This is a genomic window from Oribacterium sp. WCC10 (assembly GCF_900113415.1).
GTDB lineage: Bacteria > Bacillota > Clostridia > Lachnospirales > Lachnospiraceae > Oribacterium.
This window is the reverse complement of the sequence record NZ_FOPH01000012.1, coordinates 18,172-38,470: the sequence shown is the minus strand read 5'-3', so window position 1 is coordinate 38,470 and position 20,299 is coordinate 18,172. Positions and strand designations below refer to the sequence as shown.

The 20,299-nt window shown below is 41.9% G+C and carries 16 protein-coding genes; 1 reads left to right on the top strand and 15 read right to left on the bottom strand.

Features of this window, described 5'->3' with window-relative positions:
• Positions 1 to 146: 146 nt before the first annotated feature.
• A complete protein-coding gene (gene fucO, locus BM294_RS09685) occupies positions 147 to 1,298 on the top strand; it encodes a lactaldehyde reductase (protein ID WP_091207520.1) in 1,152 nt (383 codons plus the stop codon).
• Positions 1,299 to 1,418: 120 nt separating this feature from the next.
• Here fucO and yfcE read toward each other — a convergent pair whose 3' ends face one another.
• The 15 genes from yfcE to BM294_RS09605 form a co-directional block, all read right to left on the bottom strand.
• Positions 1,419 to 1,976: a phosphodiesterase gene (gene yfcE / locus BM294_RS09680; RefSeq protein ID WP_091207517.1), complete on the bottom strand. Its 558-nt coding sequence runs from the start codon at positions 1,974 to 1,976 to the stop codon at positions 1,419 to 1,421.
• 308 nt (positions 1,977 to 2,284) lie between these two features.
• Positions 2,285 to 4,090: an arginine--tRNA ligase gene (gene argS, locus BM294_RS09670; protein ID WP_091207511.1), complete on the bottom strand. Its 1,806-nt coding sequence runs from the start codon at positions 4,088 to 4,090 to the stop codon at positions 2,285 to 2,287.
• An 88-nt stretch (positions 4,091 to 4,178) separates the two neighbouring features.
• Positions 4,179 to 4,736, bottom strand: coding sequence for an elongation factor P (efp, locus tag BM294_RS09665; protein ID WP_091207508.1), 558 nt, complete (start codon positions 4,734 to 4,736; stop codon positions 4,179 to 4,181).
• A 224-nt stretch (positions 4,737 to 4,960) separates the two neighbouring features.
• On the bottom strand, positions 4,961 to 6,115 hold the full coding sequence (locus tag BM294_RS09660) for a [citrate (pro-3S)-lyase] ligase (protein ID WP_442950779.1): 1,155 nt from the start codon (positions 6,113 to 6,115) through the stop codon (positions 4,961 to 4,963).
• Between the two features lie 192 nt (positions 6,116 to 6,307).
• Positions 6,308 to 7,348, bottom strand: coding sequence for a TPM domain-containing protein (locus tag BM294_RS09655; RefSeq protein ID WP_091207506.1), 1,041 nt, complete (start codon positions 7,346 to 7,348; stop codon positions 6,308 to 6,310).
• The gene (locus tag BM294_RS09650) at positions 7,341 to 9,014 is read right to left on the bottom strand and encodes a TFIIB-type zinc ribbon-containing protein (RefSeq protein WP_091207503.1); all 1,674 of its coding nucleotides are present in this window, start codon (positions 9,012 to 9,014) and stop codon (positions 7,341 to 7,343) included. The genes BM294_RS09655 and BM294_RS09650 overlap by 8 nt, the downstream gene beginning before the upstream one ends.
• A complete protein-coding gene (locus BM294_RS09645) occupies positions 9,007 to 10,209 on the bottom strand; it encodes a triphosphoribosyl-dephospho-CoA synthase (RefSeq protein ID WP_091207500.1) in 1,203 nt (400 codons plus the stop codon). Before BM294_RS09645 ends, BM294_RS09650 begins: the two co-directional genes overlap by 8 nt.
• A gap of 96 nt (positions 10,210 to 10,305) precedes the next feature.
• Complete coding sequence (gene citX, locus BM294_RS09640) at positions 10,306 to 10,848, bottom strand: citrate lyase holo-[acyl-carrier protein] synthase (protein WP_091207497.1); 543 nt, start codon at positions 10,846 to 10,848, stop codon at positions 10,306 to 10,308.
• 96 nt (positions 10,849 to 10,944) lie between these two features.
• Entirely contained in the window at positions 10,945 to 11,628 is a 684-nt protein-coding gene (locus tag BM294_RS09635; protein ID WP_091207495.1) for a nucleotidyl transferase family protein, read from the bottom strand.
• 163 nt (positions 11,629 to 11,791) lie between these two features.
• A complete protein-coding gene (gene citF / locus BM294_RS09630; RefSeq protein WP_091207491.1) occupies positions 11,792 to 13,354 on the bottom strand; it encodes a citrate lyase subunit alpha in 1,563 nt (520 codons plus the stop codon).
• Positions 13,355 to 13,356: 2 nt separating this feature from the next.
• Positions 13,357 to 14,259, bottom strand: coding sequence for an aldolase/citrate lyase family protein (locus BM294_RS09625; protein ID WP_091207689.1), 903 nt, complete (start codon positions 14,257 to 14,259; stop codon positions 13,357 to 13,359).
• Positions 14,259 to 14,558, bottom strand: a complete 300-nt coding sequence (citD, locus tag BM294_RS09620) for a citrate lyase acyl carrier protein (protein WP_091207488.1) — start codon at positions 14,556 to 14,558, stop codon at positions 14,259 to 14,261. Before citD ends, BM294_RS09625 begins: the two co-directional genes overlap by 1 nt.
• A 452-nt stretch (positions 14,559 to 15,010) precedes the next feature.
• Positions 15,011 to 17,314 carry a hydratase gene (locus BM294_RS09615; RefSeq protein ID WP_091207486.1) on the bottom strand — a complete coding sequence of 768 codons (2,304 nt, stop codon included), beginning with the start codon at positions 17,312 to 17,314 and terminating at the stop codon, positions 15,011 to 15,013.
• A 362-nt stretch (positions 17,315 to 17,676) separates the two neighbouring features.
• Positions 17,677 to 18,942, bottom strand: coding sequence for an ArsB/NhaD family transporter (locus tag BM294_RS09610; protein ID WP_091207483.1), 1,266 nt, complete (start codon positions 18,940 to 18,942; stop codon positions 17,677 to 17,679).
• 190 nt (positions 18,943 to 19,132) lie between these two features.
• A complete protein-coding gene (locus BM294_RS09605; RefSeq protein ID WP_091207480.1) occupies positions 19,133 to 20,296 on the bottom strand; it encodes a 2-methylaconitate cis-trans isomerase PrpF family protein in 1,164 nt (387 codons plus the stop codon).
• Positions 20,297 to 20,299 lie beyond the last annotated feature (3 nt).

Genomic DNA, 20,299 nt, shown 5'->3' with positions numbered 1-20,299 from the left:
TTTTAGTGTTTAATTGATAAATATTTTCTGTTTTGCTATCATAAATACAGCGTCGAATGTTAATTACTTAACAAATATTGAACGAGTCAGCCTTTCGGAAAATCAAAAAAGTAAGGCTGTTATTATTTTAAAAAGGAGATGTAATTATGGCTAACAGATTTGTACTTAACACAGTATCGTATCATGGAAAGGGAGCTATTAACGAGATTCCGGGAATAGCTAAGAATGAAGGCTTCAAGAAGGTTTTCGTATGTTCAGATCCTGATCTTGTAAAGTTTGGAGTAACAGGAAAGGTTACTGACCTTCTTGATAAAGAGGGAATCGAATATATACTTTATTCAGAGATCAAGCCGAATCCTACTATTCAGAACGTTAAGGATGGAGTAAAGGCTTATAAGGCTGCAGGATGCGATTCAATCATTACCATCGGTGGTGGTTCATCTATGGACACAGCAAAGGCTGTAGGCATTATCATTAACAATCCTGAATTTGAAGATGTAAGATCACTTGAAGGCGTTTCACCTACCAAAAATAATGCAGTACCTACCATCGCAGTTCCTACAACAGCAGGAACTGCAGCTGAAGTTACAATCAACTATGTCATCACAGATGTTGAGAAAGTTCGTAAGTTCGTATGTGTAGATGTTCATGATATACCTAAGTATGCAGTTGTTGATCCTGATATGATGTCATCGATGCCTAAGGGACTTACAGCAGCTACCGGTATGGATGCTCTTACACATGCTATCGAAGGATATACAACAAGAGGTGCATGGGAACTTTCGGATATGTTCCATCTTGAGGCTATCAAGCTCATATCAAAGCACCTTAGACAGGCTGTAAATAATGAGCCGGAAGGACGTGAAGGCATGGCTCTCGGCCAGTATATTGCAGGCATGGGTTTCTCTAATGTAGGTCTAGGAATCGACCATGCTATGGCTCATACACTTTCAGCACACTACGACACACCTCACGGCGTAGCATGCGCAATGCTTCTGCCTATCTCGATGGAATTCAATAAGGATTTCACCGGTGAGCGCCTTAAAGAGATCGCTCGTGCTATGGGCGTAAAGGGAGTCGATGAAATGTCCAAAGAAGAATACCAGAAGGCAGCTATCGACGCTGTAAAGAAGCTTTCAGAGGATGTAGGTATCCCCAAGACTCTCGACAAGATTACAGAAGAGGATCTTCCTCAGATTGCCGAAGATGCGCTTAATGATGCATGCTATCCGGGCAACCCGAGAGAAGCTACAAAGGAACAGGTTATGGATATGTTCCGTATGCTGATGGTGAAATAATTATTCAGATATCAAAAAGGATGCCAGTGTATCACGCACTGTGCATCCTTTTTCATTTAACCCTGACGTCTGTTTTTTTCCAAAACTCTGTCTAAAAAATTGATTCAAATCATATTAAAGTCAGCCGAGTTCAATAGACTTAACAATATTTCCATCAAAGTCATAAACACTAAACACATCGCCATCAAGTATAGCATATGTGTTTGGATTACCACCCTTTGGTATAGACGTACTTCCCGGATTCAGGTGGTAAAAGTTCTTACCGTCTTTTTCAAGCTTTTCAGCCTTGAGAAGATGAGTGTGTCCATGAAGAAGTACATCCCCCTCCATTATCGGCGGAAGCTTCTCTTCATTGAAAACATGCCCGTGAGTCGCAAAAATTGTATGTCCATTCAATACAAGAATTGCATAATCGGCAAGTACAGGAAATTCAAGAACCATCTGGTCAACTTCCGCTTCACAGTTACCACGAACCGCCCATATTCTGTCCTTAAGAGGATTCAACATAGCTATGACTTCCTTCGGAGCATAGTCTTTCGGAAGATCATTACGTGGTCCATGATAGAGTATGTCACCGAGAAGTACCATTCTCTTCGCACCACTCTCTTCAAATGCTTCCAATGTCTTTCTGCACCAATATGCAGAACCATGTATGTCACTTGCTATGAAGTATTTCATAACTATATTTTCCTTTCCACAAACTATTATACCCGGCCGTACCCGACGGCGCTCCGCAGGTCAGGTTCGGCCTTTGGTCGGCCTTCACCTGATTTTGCTTTGCAAAACAGTTTATCCTTCTGAAAAACTGCCATGTCGGTCGGAGTTTTGCTGATGCAAAACTTGTTTACTTGGCCGTTCCCGCTGGCGCTCCGCCGGTCAGGTTCGGCCTTTCGTTGGCCTTCACCTGATTTTGCTTCGCAAAACAGTTTTTCCTTCTGAAAAACTGCCATTTCGGTCGGAGTTTTGCTGATGCAAAACTCCTCCACTCACATTCTCTCAGGTGCGCTGAAGCCCAATGTATCTATACAGGTGTTAAGTACCTTCCATGTAAGCATCAAAAGTCCCATGTAGCCCTGCTTCTTTGCCTCGTCAGGCTCACTAAGGAACTTAACATCATGGTAGAAGCTGTTGAAGGCATTGGATACTTCATAGATATATGAACATATACGGTGAGGTGCAAGATCTCTCCATGCGCCATTTATCTCATCATGATATCTTGTCAGAAGTGTCTCAAGCGCACGTCCGCTCTTATCCTCTATAGGAAGGATTGTGAAATCAACCGCACGACTCTTGATAAAGTCCTCAACGCTCATATCAGCTGAAGCTCCCTGCTCCTGCATGAACTTTCTGATGATTGAGCTTATACGAACGATAGTATACAGAATATATGGTCCTGTATTACCTTCAAAGGAAGTAAACTTATCAAGATCGAAAATATAATCCTTGGTAGCCTGATTGCTGAGATCCCCATACTTGAGGGCTGCAAGGCCGACAAGTGTTGCGATATTCTCTGCTTCTTCCTGACTGATTTCATCGCCTCTTGACTCCTTGATACGCTCAAGAACCTTCTCATTGGTCTCTCTGATGAGATTCTCAAGACGAAGAACACCACCCTCACGAGTCTTGAACGGCTTTCCGTCCTTACCATTCATAGTACCGAAACCGATGAACTTAAGATCTTCCTCAGGTCTTACAAAGCCTGCCTTTCTGGCAACTCTGAAGAACTGGGTATAGTGAAGTGACTGACGGCTGTCAGCGATGTAAATGTATCCGTCCGGCTGATACAGCTTCTCACGTTCAATGATGGTTCCCAGATCGGATGTTGCATAAAGCGCACCACCATCTGACTTACGAACCATACATGGAGGAATTTCCTTAGGATCTGTAGGCTCATTGACATCAACTACCAGAGCCCCCTGTGACTCATATGCAAGTCCCTTATCCTGAAGATCCTGTATAAGTCCCGGAATATAAGGCTGTGCATCACTTTCGCCCTTCCAAAGATCGAAGTGTACATCCAGATTTCCATAGTTCTTCTTAAGGTCGGCAACAGAAACAGCCATAATCTTCTTCCATACCTCACGGTACTTAGGATCACCTTCCTGAAGCTTAACTGTAGCTGTATGGGCACGCTCTGCAAACTCAGGATTCACAAGAGTTCCGTCTTCATTTTTATCTTTTGCCTTCTTTGATGCGAACGGATAAATCTCCTCAAGCTGTGAGATATTGAGCTCTGCATCAAGCTGGCCTCTGTCTTCAAGCTCAGCAATGATGAGTCCCATCTGAAGACCCCAGTCACCGAGGTGTACATCACCGATAACCTCATTTCCCTGCTGTTTAGCCATACGCTTGATTGTTTCACCGATAACAGCCGAGCGAAGATGTCCGACATGAAGAGGCTTTGCAACATTAGCTCCACCATAATCAACGATGATTTTCTTGCCTTCATGTGCATCAAGTCCCAGATCCTCATGGAATGTCATCTCATTGAGATACTTCTTTACAAGATCCTGTGAGAGATTAATGTTTATAAATCCCGGCATAACCGCATTCACTTCTGAAAACATAAGAACATCATCTCTCTTCATGTCCTTAAGCTTCTCTACTACTTCATTTGCGATATCTATAGGCTTCTTATGATACTGCTTTGCACCGGCCATTGCACCGTTGCACTGATATTCACAAAGATCAGGACGATTGGATACTGTAACTTTTCCAAGTTCTGAATCATATCCTGCGAGAACAAAACCTGTTCTTACCGCATCTCCTATAATATTAAGTATTGTAGTCAATGTAAAACTCCTTTTCATCTTTATAAAAAAAAGGCTTCCTTTCGGGAAACCTTTCTCATAACGGAGATTTCTCCGCAAAATTCTTTAATTAGCCACGAGACTCGTACTGACCTGTCTGTGTAGAAACGATAACCTTGTCTCCGATATTAACGAAAAGAGGAACCTGAATCTCTACACCTGTCTCAAGTGTTGCAGGCTTTGTAGCACCTGTAGCTGTGTTGCCCTTAACGCCCGGCTCAGTGTGAGTAACCTCAAGAGTAACCTTAAGAGGTGGCTCTACTGCGAATACCTTACCCTGGTAAGAATCAACACGAACTGTCTCGTTCTCCTTAACAAACTTCATAGAATCAGCGATCTCATCGTGTGAAAGAGCGATCTGCTCAAATGTCTCAGGATTCATGAAGTTATACATCTCACCATCATCGTAAAGATACTGCATATCCTGTCTGTCGATGTGTGCTGGTGGGAACTTCTCTGTAGGACGGAATGTACGCTCTGTAACACCACCGTTGATTACATTCTTAAGCTTTGTTCTTACGAAAGCTGCTCCCTTACCTGGCTTAACGTGCTGGAACTCAATGATCTGAACAACCTGACCATCAATCTCGAGTGTGACACCGTTTCTGAAATCACCTGCTGATACCATAAAATCCTCCTAAAAAATGCAGGAATCCCTCAGGATTCCCTTTATGGTTTCCTCAATATCCATTGAAGAAAGCAATGAAACCCCTGAATATTCCATTCTGTTTATACTAATTTAATTAAATAATATTGCTTCGTGGCTCTGTACTAAGCATTTTCAGTATACAAGCTCACAAAATACTGACATATTTTAATATAAAAGTATCTGTATTGCAAGACTTATTTTGATCAGTAATGCACTACGTCACATTCCTGTTTTATCCTGTCGATAACCGGTTTCGCCTCATCGCTTATGAAAAAACTATACGTTGTTTCCGGGACAAGTTTTTTCACTGTATCCATATCACCGTCGTGTAAAGCCTGTCTTACCGTCGAAGCAGATATTGCCTTTCCGTCAGCTTCTTTTCTCTCTATGATGTGACACTCAATTCCTGCCTTCGGTAATGCCTCAGCCATAATATCATTGTAAATTCCTGTAACGAGAGATGTTGGTTCGCTTCCAACAAATCTTTCATTTATATGAAGCTTGGCTGCTATTCCTTCAAATACATGGAGATCTATACCGGCCTGACTCTTTATTACCGCATTATCTCCCTTTTGGAAATATGCTGGAAATGTTGCAGAACTTATGATATATGAACCTGATTCATGGTAAATGATTCTGTCAAGCTTCTCGGTACCCTCCTTGATAAGTTTCTTTCTGACGCTGAAAGGGACAAGACTGGCGTCCTCAGATACCATAAAGATATGAAGTATATCGCATCCCTTCAGTGCTGTCTCAACAAGATACTGATGTCCTAAAGTAAAAGGATTCGCATTCATTACTATTGCACCGACTCTGATGCATTCGCTCTTTAAGGCTGCATCTTCTGTCTTTCCATCCGTTTTGGAATCATCATTTACAAAACTCTTATCTACAGCATACTTCGAATCAGAATACATTTTTAAATGTTCAAGATATATACCGGCTTTTTCATCATCCATTTTTTCGAGCTGTTCAATAGATTCCTTGCGAAGTCTTTCAAGATAATCTCCGAAACCGGTTCTTTTGTTCTCCATGAACACTATATTTGATTCTTCCATTCTGGCTATCTCACGAAAGCCAAGACTTGAGAAAAATAATGCAGTATTACACTTGGTGTAGAGAAAAAGATGATAGTTTCCTCTGCTGTACTGATACTCGATAAGATGCGACACTATGTCATTCATCAATGCCTCACCCTGATGATCAGAGCTTACCGCCATGCATCTCAGTGTATTTCCGAAACAGCTGCCTGTGGCTATAACATTGTAATCGTCATCAAGCATAGCTGCCGTATAATCCAGATTCTTATCAAGGTGTATCCCTTCTCTTTCAAGCAGTTGTTCCACCTGTTCCATCATATATCTGTCACGTGGTCCCACTGATGATATTGCATAATTAGCTTCTGCCATAAATTATTATTTCCTTTACTCTATCTTCGGGTCAGGTTCGGCCTTTCGTTGGCCTTCACCTGATTTTGCTTCGCAAAACAGTTTTTCCTTCTGAAAAACTGCCATTTCGGTCGGAGTTTTGCTGATGCAAAACTCCTCCACTCAAAATCTATGTCCACCGCCTCCGCCATGGTGGCCGCCTCCGCTGCTATGGAATCCTCCGCTGCTATGAGACCCACCACTACTGTGATGACTTCCGCCACTGCTGCCGGAAGAATGTGACACATATTGCTTTGTTTGTCTAATGAACGCCTCAACACTTGCTCCCACCACGAAGCTGTTCATGGCGTGCATAAGCACCTCTTCGGTCTTCATTTCTTTTGCGTATGACCTTCTGGAAAACACCAGCAATCCAAAATTCATAAGAAGAGCGATGATAATCGCGAGAACGGCATTACTTGTGTACTTCATAGGCTGAGCTATACGCTCACCGTTTATAACCCGGATCATCTGATCAAACACCAGATTTGCACAGCCGTAGTAATCTCCCTTTCCTGCAAGCCTGTAAGCATTGTCAGTAATGGTCAAAGCACGGGCACGATTTATAACCTTAAACATCTCACCATCGCTGTGTATATATATCTCCCTGAAGTCCATATCTATCATGAACATGGTGCCGCTTTCCCATCCATACAATTCCTGATATTTTGCTTCTGTAAAGTAATCAGTAGAATCTGCATGTATTGCAATGCTTGAAACAAAAGCAGCATTTCCTATTTCCGTAAGAGGCTGCATACTGACGGCAAGTGATTCCTCTTCATCATCAGTAAGAAGATTTGCTTCATCACGTATATAAACCACATATCCCGTATCAGGATTTCTATAGAACTCTCTTCCCTCAATCTCAGCTTCTTCAAGCCACTCCGTCTCGGTTTCCTCTTCATCTGTATACTCTTCTATATAATCTCCATTCGATTCAGCATTGTAATCATTTGTATCTATGCTGACATCATCCAATGTTTGAGAAGCATATCCTTCCGACGCAAATATAAAAACCGCAATCAGCATTCCTATGACAGCTCTCAGAAATACAGAAGCCCTGTTCCTGTGGATCTCATACCTGTGTCTTTTATATTTCTTCATGATATACCCGAAGCTTAATCCGGTGAGCAGCATCTTTATGTTATTCTTCTTTTTAAGCATGGATGTTGGCTCCTTCCCTGTCAAAGAACTCCGGTATCGGGTGTGTCGACAAAATATTATATTTTTTAATGATTCCTGTTATGGTATAAACTATGCCCAGGAACACAATTGTACTTGCGATATAATAATTGATATCATCTATAGGATTCCATATAAGAACCACGATCGCTATGATGAGTCCAAGGATAACACCCGAAATTTCAGTGAATCTGAAATCTTTTTGTATCCTCTCAGGTATGCTCTTTGTCTTTCCCTCTGCCGCTTTCTTCTTTTTATTGTTGCCTTTTATTGTATCCCACAGCATCCAGATTCCGACAATGATAACTCCAAGAAGTATTAGCGGCCAGAATTCCACAAGAATATAAACCACTCCGAGAACCATCTGAATTCCCCAGTATGCCAAAACAAGAAAACCTATGATAGAAAATCCACCCATTCCGGATGACTTCTTTGAAAGCGTACTGCCTATCTCCTTGTAGGCATTGGACTCTACTTTTTTCCCGTCCTTAAATGCACCATTGCATCTCGCAGCAACATATCCCTGATCACTGAACGGATCTTCCTTGGCTTTTATAATGTCTATTTCCTTTTTATAGATAAAAGCCGTAACCACGGCCATTATCATTGAGAATACAAGTGTCGACTTGGCCTGAACAGTGAAACTTAAGTTAAGCAATATAAATACCGGAATCGCTATCAAAAGTGATGTCAGATAAAACTTCTTGAAATCAACAGGTATATCCGCCGCAAGTTTTCCAGTCACACCGTTCATGACAGAATAACATACTCTATCTCCTTTTCGATATGTAAGAAACCATACGGGAAGCATCGCTTCCTTCTCACCGGAATACTTAAGTTTGACAGCATCCTCCGCTCTTGAAACATTACTGCCCAGACTGTCTCTGTCAAATCCCTTTTTCTTGCATTCCGCATCGATCACTTTGAAGGTATGCTTCAGTACTGAAACTTCCGCATCATCTTTATATGTTTCGGAGCCCACATCCGGCACATCCGCATAGAATCCACATAGAAATGAAGGCGTAAAATCCATCATTTCCCTGGCATCATAAGGTGCTATAACATCAGCTATATGATCATCAAAAGAGCTTGATGCGTCAAATGCCATTCCCTCAAATTTTCCTGATAACTCTATAGTCATGTTGAACTTATCCGTATAGATATAGTTACCTTTTTCCTTACTTTTAGAAACCGGCACTATCACCTGTGGACCGATTGAAAAATCATATAGCCAATACGGCATATAAATGCCTACAAATCCGGAAAGAGAGTCCGGATCACTGAGTTCCTTAGGCGCATAAAGTGCCCCCTTCATTCGTTTGATGAAGTTTTCCCTGCATGCTGCCTTATCTATCTTAAACGGAATGATCTTCTCCGGTTTTCTTTCATTACTGATCCTTGAAGAAAATACCGCCGGCTGACCGCAGTAACTACAAAATCCCGAAGCATTTAGATTTGTACTTGATATCTCCGCACCACAGCTTTTACAGGTAAAGATAGTCACCTGAAGGGCATCTTTTGTCTCCTTTGCATCCTCTTCATAAACAACAGAATATGGATCAAATGTCGTATCACAATGCTCACACCTCAGTTTTTGAGAAGGTATATCGAATCGCAGATCTCCTCCACAATTTGGACACTCATACATATCTATACTCCTCCAGCTTCAATAGTAGTATGGTTACCGCCAAAATATCCGCAGCCCCACCCGGACTTATATTTTTCTCAATACATTTTACATTAAGTTCTTCTATTGAAGAAACCCCTTCCGAACTGAAAATTGCGCCCAACTCCACTATTCTTTTACTTTCCGATTTAAGCCACTCCATATCCTCATATGAGCTTCTTGTCAGAACATTGGTATCGGAAAGCTTCGACATGATTTCTATGAGAGTGCTGATGTTCACGGCATTTTCAAAGTGCTCGTCCCTCATCCTGCCTTCTCCGTCAAGCAAATCTTCTCTTAAAGTTGCTTTCTCACCTATCTCACTTCTTGCCGCTGCATCATCCTTAAGCTTCAGATACTTCCGCATAGCCGGAATACCAATGTCTCGTATGATGGGAAATCCATCCATGGCCTGACCTCTGATACCCTTTTCCCCATACTTACGATAGAGCTTTTCCCCATGCGATCTTGGCTCTCTCTTTTCCATCTCTGCAAAGTCTTTTTCAAGTATTCTACCGGTCATACTCTGTCCCAAACTGAGGATTTCATCTATAGTAAAGAGCTTATGTGCATCTTTTGATAATGTCTCTTTTTCAATATCATCACCATCCACATCAGAGGAGGAAAACTTACATTCACCGTATATATTTTCCTCGTCATGAGTTTGTCCACATTTAATCGAAGCCTCTCCACAACCATCATGATGCTCTTCATGATCTTTGTCGAAAACCACATGCAATTTTTTTCCGGCCAAAATTCCAGAAGCCGCAAGAAGTATACCCATTGTAAATATCATGCCTCTATGGGTATTTACATTCCCGGTCGCCGCATTCATGGCATTTTCTGCATCTATGCCTATTTTTCTAATTTGAAGAAATACTCTTTCTTCGCTTGTAAGATTATCCTTCCGGATTCCTGCATTATCCACATGACCAGCTTCATCCCTCATGTCAAATCCGGCTTCAAACATCTTTACAAGATATGGCGTTATAGCCTCTGTACTTGCAAGAAACGTCTCATAGTTCATGTCACTGTGAGCACCGGTATCACGTCTGTCCACTAGCCCCGGTTTAGGTGTGGCATATACTTCTCCCAAAAGTGAATTACGAACATCCCACCCCACTTTTTCCAGAAGTTCTTCCCTGTTATGTAATTGATGTCTGTTCTCAGTTCGCATCTATTGTCCCTTTATATCTTAAGTATGGCCCTGGTGCGTTTAATGCATTTTTACACTGCATTTTGAAGTTCCATAAGCTCCTGTGATTAAGTATTTTCAAACTTCCTGAATCCCTGTTTTTTCTATTATTTTATGTATCTCAGATACCATTGAATCAACCGTGTGGGTTCTGTTTCTTGCACAAATATGAGCTTCTTCCTCGCACATGAGACATTTTCTCGGTCCCATCCCGAACTCCTCACGACTGACTTTGCTGCCATCTGTCCGAAGTACATCTATATCAAAAATACGTCCTATGCGATTCTCTTCCTCGATATCGCACATAGCTTTTTTTATGGCCAATGCATCACTTTCTACCGATAGATAATACACATATCCTGTAACGGCCTCTTCTTTAATCTCCTTCACAACCGTCATTTCCTGTTCAGTTAGCTTATATCTGATTTTTTCAACTCCGTAACCGAAAGCACGTGCAAAGTCATCGCCTGTTTTGTGTGGACCGGGTATATTAAGCATAAAACAGATCACAGGATTATGATATTCCTCTATAAGCTGTCTCTGCATCTCCACTCTGTGATCTCTTGCGAGCAGCATCTCCGGCACTGTAACTTCATGTTCAAAATCCGCTAAAACTCCCATCCTATCTCCTCCCCCTTAAATGCCTCATGAGCATTCTTGCATACTATTATCTATGATCCATACATCATCATAATAAAACGAATGATATTAAGGGACTCACAGCCCTAAAGCATCCCTGACCATGGCTTTCAGCTTATCCACCAGTTCTTCACGATATGCTAACGCATTTTCCTTGTCTTGTATAAAATATGTAGGTATCTGTTGAGCCGGTATCAGGTATCCCGGAAATGTCAATGTCTCAGGATCTCCGGCAAATGCAGCTTTAGACAGTTCTTCCATAAATACATTTTCAAGAGCAGAGCATCTTACGTTTTCGTTCTCTGAAGCATCCTCAAACTCTGATATCAATTTATCACTCTTTTCCCTAAGTCTCTTAAGATACTTACTGAATTCATCCTTTTTGTTCTCAAGATAAACGATGTGTTCAGTCTCTACTATGGGATACAACCCCATATGCTTGAATATATCAAGATTTTTAGGCTTGGTGAACCCGACAAAATGTACCGTACCTTTATTATACATTTCTTCATAAAGCTTCGACATCAGATCACTGAGCAGTCCCTGACCATGATAATGCTCCGACACCGCCACACACTTTAGAATGATTCCGCTTATAGAACCTGTAGCTGCTATCTCTCCCGTATTTTCATCCATGATGCAGGCAGTATAGGTAATCTTATCATCATAATCGAGCCCACGTTCCTTCAGAAATGCTTTTAACCTGTCACACTCTCTTCCCGAAAAAGGTCTGCCCTCTGCAATATAATAATTATCCGTCATATTATATATATTATGTCCTTTTCACATAAAAAGAAATGGCGTTGTGACCTGTCTTTAAGTCAATCACAACGCCATGCATCTTTATGGTTAATGTTTAAGCCTCAAAATATCCCGATGCCGGGCATCAGACATTTCATTTGGTTTAATTAAAACAGCTAATCTATCAGCCCTTAAACTCGAAAGGCTTGATCTCACGAACAACGTCCATGATAGTACCGTCACGACCCTCGATGATACCAACTACACGATCACCGAACTGAACCTTCTCAGGCTCGCCTGTGATGCTGTAAGCGATATCTCTGAGCTCTTCGATAGTCTTGATAGGAAGTCCCTTATCCTTTGTAGCCTCGATGAGATCAGTTCTCTTAGGATTGATAGCGATACCGTAATCTGTAACAACAACGTCAACATCCTCACCAGGAGTTGTAACAGTTGTACAATCAGTACAGATTGTAGGAATTCTTCCCTGCATGATAGGCGCGATAACGATAGTACACTTAGCACCTGCAGCAGTATCCGGATGTCCACCCTGAGCACCTGTGATAACACCGTCAGAACCTACAACTACGTTACAGTTGAAGTGTGTATCAACCTCAAGAGCAGCAAGGATAACGAAGTCAAGCTTGTTAACATATGCGCCCTTGTTGAAAGGATCTGCATACTCACTTGCTGTGATGTAGTGGTGGTTAGGATTTGTAGCAACAGACTTGATAGCGTCCTGATCGAAATCCTGTGTATCAACAAGAGTCTTGATGAGACCCTCCTCAAGAAGATCGCACATTGGCTTAGCGATACCACCTACACCGAAAGACATGTGGATATTCTTCTCTCTCATGATCTCAGCAAGGAACTTTGTTGAAGCGATAGAAGCTCCACCAACACCGGTCTGATATGAGAAACCTTCCTTGAAGTAAGGAGTTGCAACAACGAAATCTGTGCAGTACTTGGCCATGAGAAGCTTTCTCTGGTCTGTTGTAGGCTTTGCAGCACCTGTAGCGATCTTTGTAGGATCACCGATTTCGTCAACCTTAACTACATAATCAACATAAGTCTGTGTGATCTGTGCAGGAAGGTTAGGGAACGGTACAAGTGTATCTGTAACTGCAACTACGCGATCTGCATACATAGCATCAGTTGCTGAGTATGAAAGAACACCGCAGTCTGCCTTACCGCCGTTAGCGTTAAGGTTACCGTACTCATCTGCTGTAGGAGCACCGATGAAAGCGATATCGATATGTGTCTCACCACTCTCGATAGCTCTTGAACGTGCACCGTGTGAACGCATGATTGCAAGACCCTGAAGTCTGCCTGTTGAGATTGCCTTACCGATCTCACCACGAACACCTGATGACTGGATATTTGTGATTGTTCCATCATCAAGCATATAAACGATAGGGTCATTCTGGCTTCCGAGTGATGAAGCACAGATAGTGATGTTCTTGATGCCCATGTTATGAACTTCTTCCATAACCATGTTAAGAACCTTATCACCATTACGGAAATGATGGTGGAATGAAAGTGTCATACCATCCTTGATTCCGCACTTGACGAGTACGTCATGAATGCTGTCAACAAGCTTAGAGCCGTTTGAATTAATAACGCACTTTACTTTATGTGAAGCTGTCTGATACTCAAAACCGTCGAAGTGATGAGTTCCCTGGAAAACTTCTTTACCTGTAGCCTTTAAGATCTCCTCAGGTATGTCTCTACCAACTGCATTAATCATAATTACAGATCCCCCTTATATACTCCGGCAGCCTTTGCAAGCATGATGTTTCTCTTAGCACCGTCATAGAAAGCAATATCAATCATCTTTCCATCAACAGTGAATACACCGATGCCCTTGGCCTTCTTGTCATCGATTTCCTTGATAACCTTCTCTGAGAAGATGATCTCCTTCTGAGTAGGGGTATAGATCTCATGAACGATATCGATCTGACGAGGGTTGATACATGATTTTCCGTCAAATCCCATATCATGTATCATCTGTACTTCCTTACGGAAGCCTTCCATATCATCAAGATTTGTCCAGACAGTATCGAAACACTGAACACCTGCTGCACGGGCTGCAATGATCATCTGCTGACGGGCACCCATAAGCTCAACGCCTGTTCCTGTGATTCTTGTCTGAAGATCCTTTGTATAATCTCCACCTGAAAGAGCTACACCGATCATACGGTCTGATGATGTACATACCTCGTATGCGTTCATAACGCCCTTGCAGGACTCGAGAGCTGACATGATAAGTGTTGAACCGGGCTCTCTGTTAAACTCTTCCTCAGCTGCAACAATCTTCTCCTCTACGGCACGAACCATAGAAGCATCCTCTGTCTTAGGGATACGAATAACATCAGCACCACCTGCTACACAGACACGGATATCCTCTTCCCAAAGATCTGTATCGAGACCATTGATACGAACTACTCGCTCTGATCCTCTGTAGTCGATGGTCTTAAGAGCATGATAAAGTGAAAATCTTGCTGTATCCTTGGCAGTTACTGCTACGGCATCCTCAAGATCAAGCATGAGAGAGTCAATCTTATAAATATACGGATCCTTGATGAGTGAAGGCTTCTGTGCATTCAGGAACATCATGGATCTTCTTAATCTCTTCTTATTAGGATTCTCGATCATCTGATTGCACCTCCCCATGGTAAATCTTTGTACTGGTCTACTGAACGGAATACTGCGCCCTCGATACGAGCCTTAATTGTGCAGTCAAGCGCTCCCTTATCAACGATAGAGATCTTAACGTTATCAACACCAAGATTATTGAGTGTCTCGTATGTTACCTTTTTGATCTGATTTCCGAACTGATGAGCAACTGCAGAGTCCAGTGTGAAATCAATCTTTCCGTCACCAGGCTCAACAGTAACCTGGCAGTCACTGGATTCCATAGTGCCCGCTACAGCAGGTTTCTTAATTTCCATAGCTTCCTCCTTGGATACAGGACCTTTCCCTTGATCCTGCGTAAACATGTTACTAAAGTTTTAAATGACTGCCGGCAGAGCACACTATGCACTCTGCTTGCAAATCACCATTCACATACCATAGCGCCCTTAAGCGCCTTAACTACTAGCAATTATATCCTAGCAAATTATGAATTTAAACTTTTTAATTGTGGTAAATACATAATAGTCTAATCCTTCTTTATAGTAAAATAGTTATACCATTATGATGTCCATAGGTTCATCCTATACTTTTGTATCTGTAAGCGCTTTAATTTTCCGGCAAATATTATATTCAAAATTATATTTTTACAATTTAAGGATTTTTGGTACATTTTTTTATTCGACTCATTTTTCTTCTTAATTATTAATTTTTCATAAACAAAAAGTCCGGGGATATCCCGGACTTAAAAATGATATAAATATGCTCTGATTTATGCAAAATCCTTTGCATGACCAAACTTGTTAAAGTTAATGAGGCAACCGTCCTGAACGATCTGACGCTCATTCGGAGTCATAGGAAGAACATAGAGTTCGATTTCTGTTGCCTTACCATCCTTGATAACATAAGCCTTGATATCTGAAAGCTCATTATCCTGAAGAGCCTTCTTGATACCCGGAACATAGATGTAATCATCTACCTCGAACTTGTCAGGCTCGCCCTTGAGATGGAATGGAACCATACCCCAGTTCATACAATTGGATCTGTATCTCTTGGTAGCATACTCCTGAGTGATGTTTGCAAGTCCGCCAAGTACTCTCTGACATGAAGCAGCCTGTTCACGGGCAGAGCCGTCACCCGGCTTGTTGGAGTAGATTGTAGAACCAATCTCAACATCTGACGCATTAACATTCTCCTGACCCGGAATTGTGTTGATAACCTTAAATACATCAGCTATCTCAGAAGGAACATTTCCATTCTTACGCTCAGTCTCAAGGTCTCTTACAGCCTTTGCACGACCAACATACTGAGGATCTCTTCTTGAAAGTGTAAACTCAGCAAGTCCGAGAGGATTTGATCTGAATGAAGAAGTCTCACCTGAAGGAATAAGCTCATCCGTTGTTGTTACGGCATCGAGGATCTTTGATGAAACCTTAAGGAGGATGTTATCTGTCATAGGCTCCTGTTCAGGCCAGTCCTTGATGTTTGGTCCGAAACGAAGCTCTGTCTCAGGCTTAGCCTCACTCCAGCCCTGATATAATCTGTTTCTGTATGCCTTGTCATCATAGTTGTACTCAGGAATATCGCCCCAGCAATCAAGTTCTTCAGCTGATGTAAGAATACCCTTATTGGCTGCTGTAGCAGCGATAGAACGTGCATCCATAAGGCATACTGCTGACATCTGGCCATTACCCGGCTTTGAGCCTTCACGGTTAGGGAAGTTTCTGGTTGTATGACGGATTGAAAGCGCATTGTTTGCAGGTGTATCACCGGCACCGAAGCAAGGTCCGCAGAAAGCTGAACGGATGATAGCACCGGCATCCATAAGATCTGCAAGAAGTCCCTTACGGTCAAGATCTGTATATACAGGCTGTGATGAAGGATATACGCTGAGATAGAACTCACCGTCACCGATATTCTTATCCTTAAGAGCATGAGCAGCCTCTACAACGTTTGTATAGTTACCGCCGGCACATCCTGCGATGATACCCTGCTGTACCTGAAGCTTATGATCAGCTGTGATCTTATCAAGAAGAGTGAAATGTGCTCTTCCCTCAGCTACCTTCTCAGCTTCCTTCTCTGTCTCACGGAGGATATCCTCAAGATTTGCATAAAGTTCTGAAATCTCATATGCATTTGATGGATGGAATGGAAGTGCAATCATAGGACGGATAGAAGAAAGATCTACTTCTACACAACCGTCATAGTATGCAACAGATGCAGGATCAAGCTGCTTGAAATCATCTCCTCTGCCATGCATTGTAAGGAATGCCTTGGTATCGTCGTCTGTTCTCCATACAGATGAAAGACATGTTGTCTCTGTTGTCATAACATCTACACCGTTTCTGAAATCGGTTGTCATAGATGATACTCCCGGTCCGACAAACTCCATTACCTTATTCTTTACATATCCATTCTTGAATACTGCTCTCTCGATAGCAAGTGCAATATCATGAGGTCCTACAAATGGGGCCGGCTTTCCTGTAAGGTAGATACAAACTACACCAGGGTATGCAACATCATATGTCTGCTCAAGAAGCTGTTTTGAAAGCTCTCCGCCGCCTTCTCCGATAGCCATGGTTCCAAGGGCACCGTAACGGGTATGTGAATCTGAACCAAGGATCATCTTTCCGCCGCCTGCGAACTTCTCACGCATGAACTGGTGGCAAACCGCAACATGAGGTGGTACATAGATTCCGCCATACTTCTTTGCTGCAGAAAGTCCAAAATAGTGATCATCATCATTGATGGTTCCGCCAACTGCGCAAAGTGAATTGTGGCAGCATGTAAGTACATAAGGAAGAGGGAACTTTTCCATTCCTGAAGCTCTTGCAGTCTGAATGATACCTACATAAGTGATATCATGTGATACCATGGCATCGAACTTGATCTTTAGATCGTCCATGTTATCATTTGTGTTATGAGACTCCATGATACCATAAGCAATGGTACCCTTCTTTGCCTCTGCCTTATCAGCTGCCTTCCCTGTAAGCTGCTCTACCTTAGCCGCTTCTGCCTCAGGAACAAGCTCTGTTCCGTTAACCAGGTATACTCCGCCTTCATGAAGCTTAACCATAATAAAACCTCCTTAAATGATGCCCTAATGGGCTAAAATCAACCCGACTTAAGATCCCATAGATATTAGCAAACTGCACAACAATTCTTAAGTTGTTTGTGGAAAATACATATTTATTTTACCACACTTTCTTCTCTTTATTGTTTTTCTCTTATCTATGATCTATGCAAATATATTAATTCAGGTATTAATAATAGTAAAATATTTATAAGGATATATATTGTATAGGCTTATCCTATTATAGTCGATGCACTGTATACAATATTCCTATGCTTTTTTGAAAAAACATGCCGTTCCTACCCTATCACTTCCTTTCAAGTAGAAACGGCACTGAAAATTATATTCCTGACATACCGGATGAATTAGTAGAAAAGTCCGCCAAGATTAAAAATACCTAATGCAGACATAAGCACGTTGATAACAACGTTCATAACTGATAAGAGGAACAGGGTTCTGAACATCTTGTTCATCTCTTCAGTTGTTGTCTCCTTAGCTGCAGAATAAGAAGACATGATGATAGCACCACCTGTTGAAAGAGGGCTGATAGCTGCCGCAAATGATGTAGCTGTGAGTGCTGAAATAATCTCTACGTAACTTACTCCGTCACCAAATGTCTTAACGATATTGTCAGTAATAGGATAAAGTGTAGGCATTACAACACCTGTTGTTGAGCTCACCCATGAAAGGATACCTGAAGTAGCTGCCATGATAGGACAAGCTGTTGACTTTGTCATAAGTGAACTTAAGAAATCAGAGATGAGTGTGATACCGCCAAGCTTGTCGATAACATTTACAAGAAGGCCAACACCACAGATGAGCATCAGTGTTCCCCATGGAATTCCCTTGATAGCTTTCTTTTCATCAGCACATCCGAGAAGTATAAGAACTGCTGCTGCAACGAAAGCGAAAAGTCCTGTGTCAAGCTTGAAACCGATACAGCAGATAACCATAACTGCGATGGCAGCCATTGTGATCTTCTGGTTACGGTTGAATGCAGGGATGTCAGAAAGCTTGAGAGGATTGTCTGCCTTAACCTTATATCCCTTATAATAAACATACATGATTGCTGTAAATACAAAGCCGGAAAGAAGTGTTGTAAGGAAAAGGTGTAAACCAAATCCTGAATATCCGAGTGGCTCACTCAGATTTTTTGCAAGTATACCCGTCATGGACAAAGGTGACGCGCATCCTGCATTGGCGCCGAGTTTAGCATAGAGTGCAGTTGCCATAGGATTGATATCAAGCTCAAATGCAAGATATACGGCAAATGTTGTCATAAGGATACCTGCTGCGATGTGACCAGGTCCGATTGCTGAGATAAATGCTGAAAGAGCAAACATCAGAATCGGGATAAGGTATGTTCTCTTACCTACAAGAGCAACTACCTTCTTAGAGAAAAGATCCAATGTACCGTTCTGTGAAGCCATACCAAAGAGGAATGTTACACCGACGAGAGTTACAAACATGGAACTTGAAAATCCCTTGGTGATATCCTTGGCAGAAAGGTCTCCTGCCATACCAAGAAGAAATGCTGCTCCGATGGAAAAGAATCCGATATTAACCTTTTTGATAAATCCGACTGCTACTACCACAGCCAGTACTACAAGCGAAATCAATGCAAAATTCATTTTTTAATCTCCCAAAATAAGCAAAGGCTTTTATCCTGTTCATGGATATTCATATATCCGCTTTATAAAACAAAGACTTTACATGACACTAATGTCATTCTTATAGGACCGTTTAGCGTTTTATGCTTTACGTTCCTCCATTATTCTATACTCAACAACGAAAAGACTGTTTTTGTCTTTTCTTTTACCATCAGGTTCTGATGACTGCCTTACCTTCCATGATCATGTTGGCTGTTCTGAATCCGAAAGTATCGTCTATCTTAGGAACCTTTGGATTTTCAGTATCTTCAGCATAATCAACTCCGCACTCAAGGATACCGCTTGCATGTCCTATACGGATATACTGCGTATCTGTTCCTTCAGAAAGCACCTGATTAACGACGCTTCCTTCTATAACTGCTGCAGCTGCCGTACACATGGCACCGGTCATTGCGTAGCTTGGATGAGCTTTCTGCATTGACATCATTCTTGAAAGAAGATCAATGTTTTCTTTCTTTATTTCCTTACCATCTGCTGTTGTATAGTCATTAGCTTCAGAAACAAATGTCATCTTAGGTATACCAGGTGTTTCCCACGCTGACTTTGTGTAGTCATCAATGAGACCGAGCTTTACTGCAGCAAGACCTCTTACCTTTTCAAGAAGATCAAGCTTTTCAGCATCACCGTTTATATCATCAGGTGTCTCACCGCCGTTTAATCCAAGACTCTGCGCCTTTACAAACACAAGCGGATTGGCTGCATCAACTATAGATACCTCAACCTTGCCAAAGTCAGGAACATCCAGAACATCGACAGCATTACCTGTAGGAAGAAGCCCCTTTCCCAATGTTCCTGAAGGATCTACAAACTTAAGCTTAATCGGTGAAGCTGTTCCGGGAACGCCTGCGATTGCAAAATCGCCATCGTAAACCACCTCTCCATCTTCAGTCTTGACTTCTTCTTCAATTATCTTATCTGTATTTGTATTGTAAACTCGAACACTTGTCATTCCATCCTTCGCTTCAACAAGTCCCTTTTCAATGGCAAAAGGTCCTACGCCGGATGAAATATTTCCGCAGTTTCCTTTGTAGCTTACGATAGGCTTGTCTACAGAAACCTGTGCAAATGTATAATCAACATCTGCATCTGCTCTGTCAGATTTCTTAATGATAGCCACCTTACTTGTAACTGACTGTGAACCGCCAAGTCCATCAATCTGCTTTTTGTCCGGACTGCCCATCAGTCTAAGGAGAATAGCATCCCACTCATTCTTATCCTTGGGAAGATCTTCTTCCAGGATATACACACCCTTGCTGGTTCCGCCTCTAATGATAGTAACCGGCAGTTTCATTGCACGCTCATGCACCTGTTCCATATA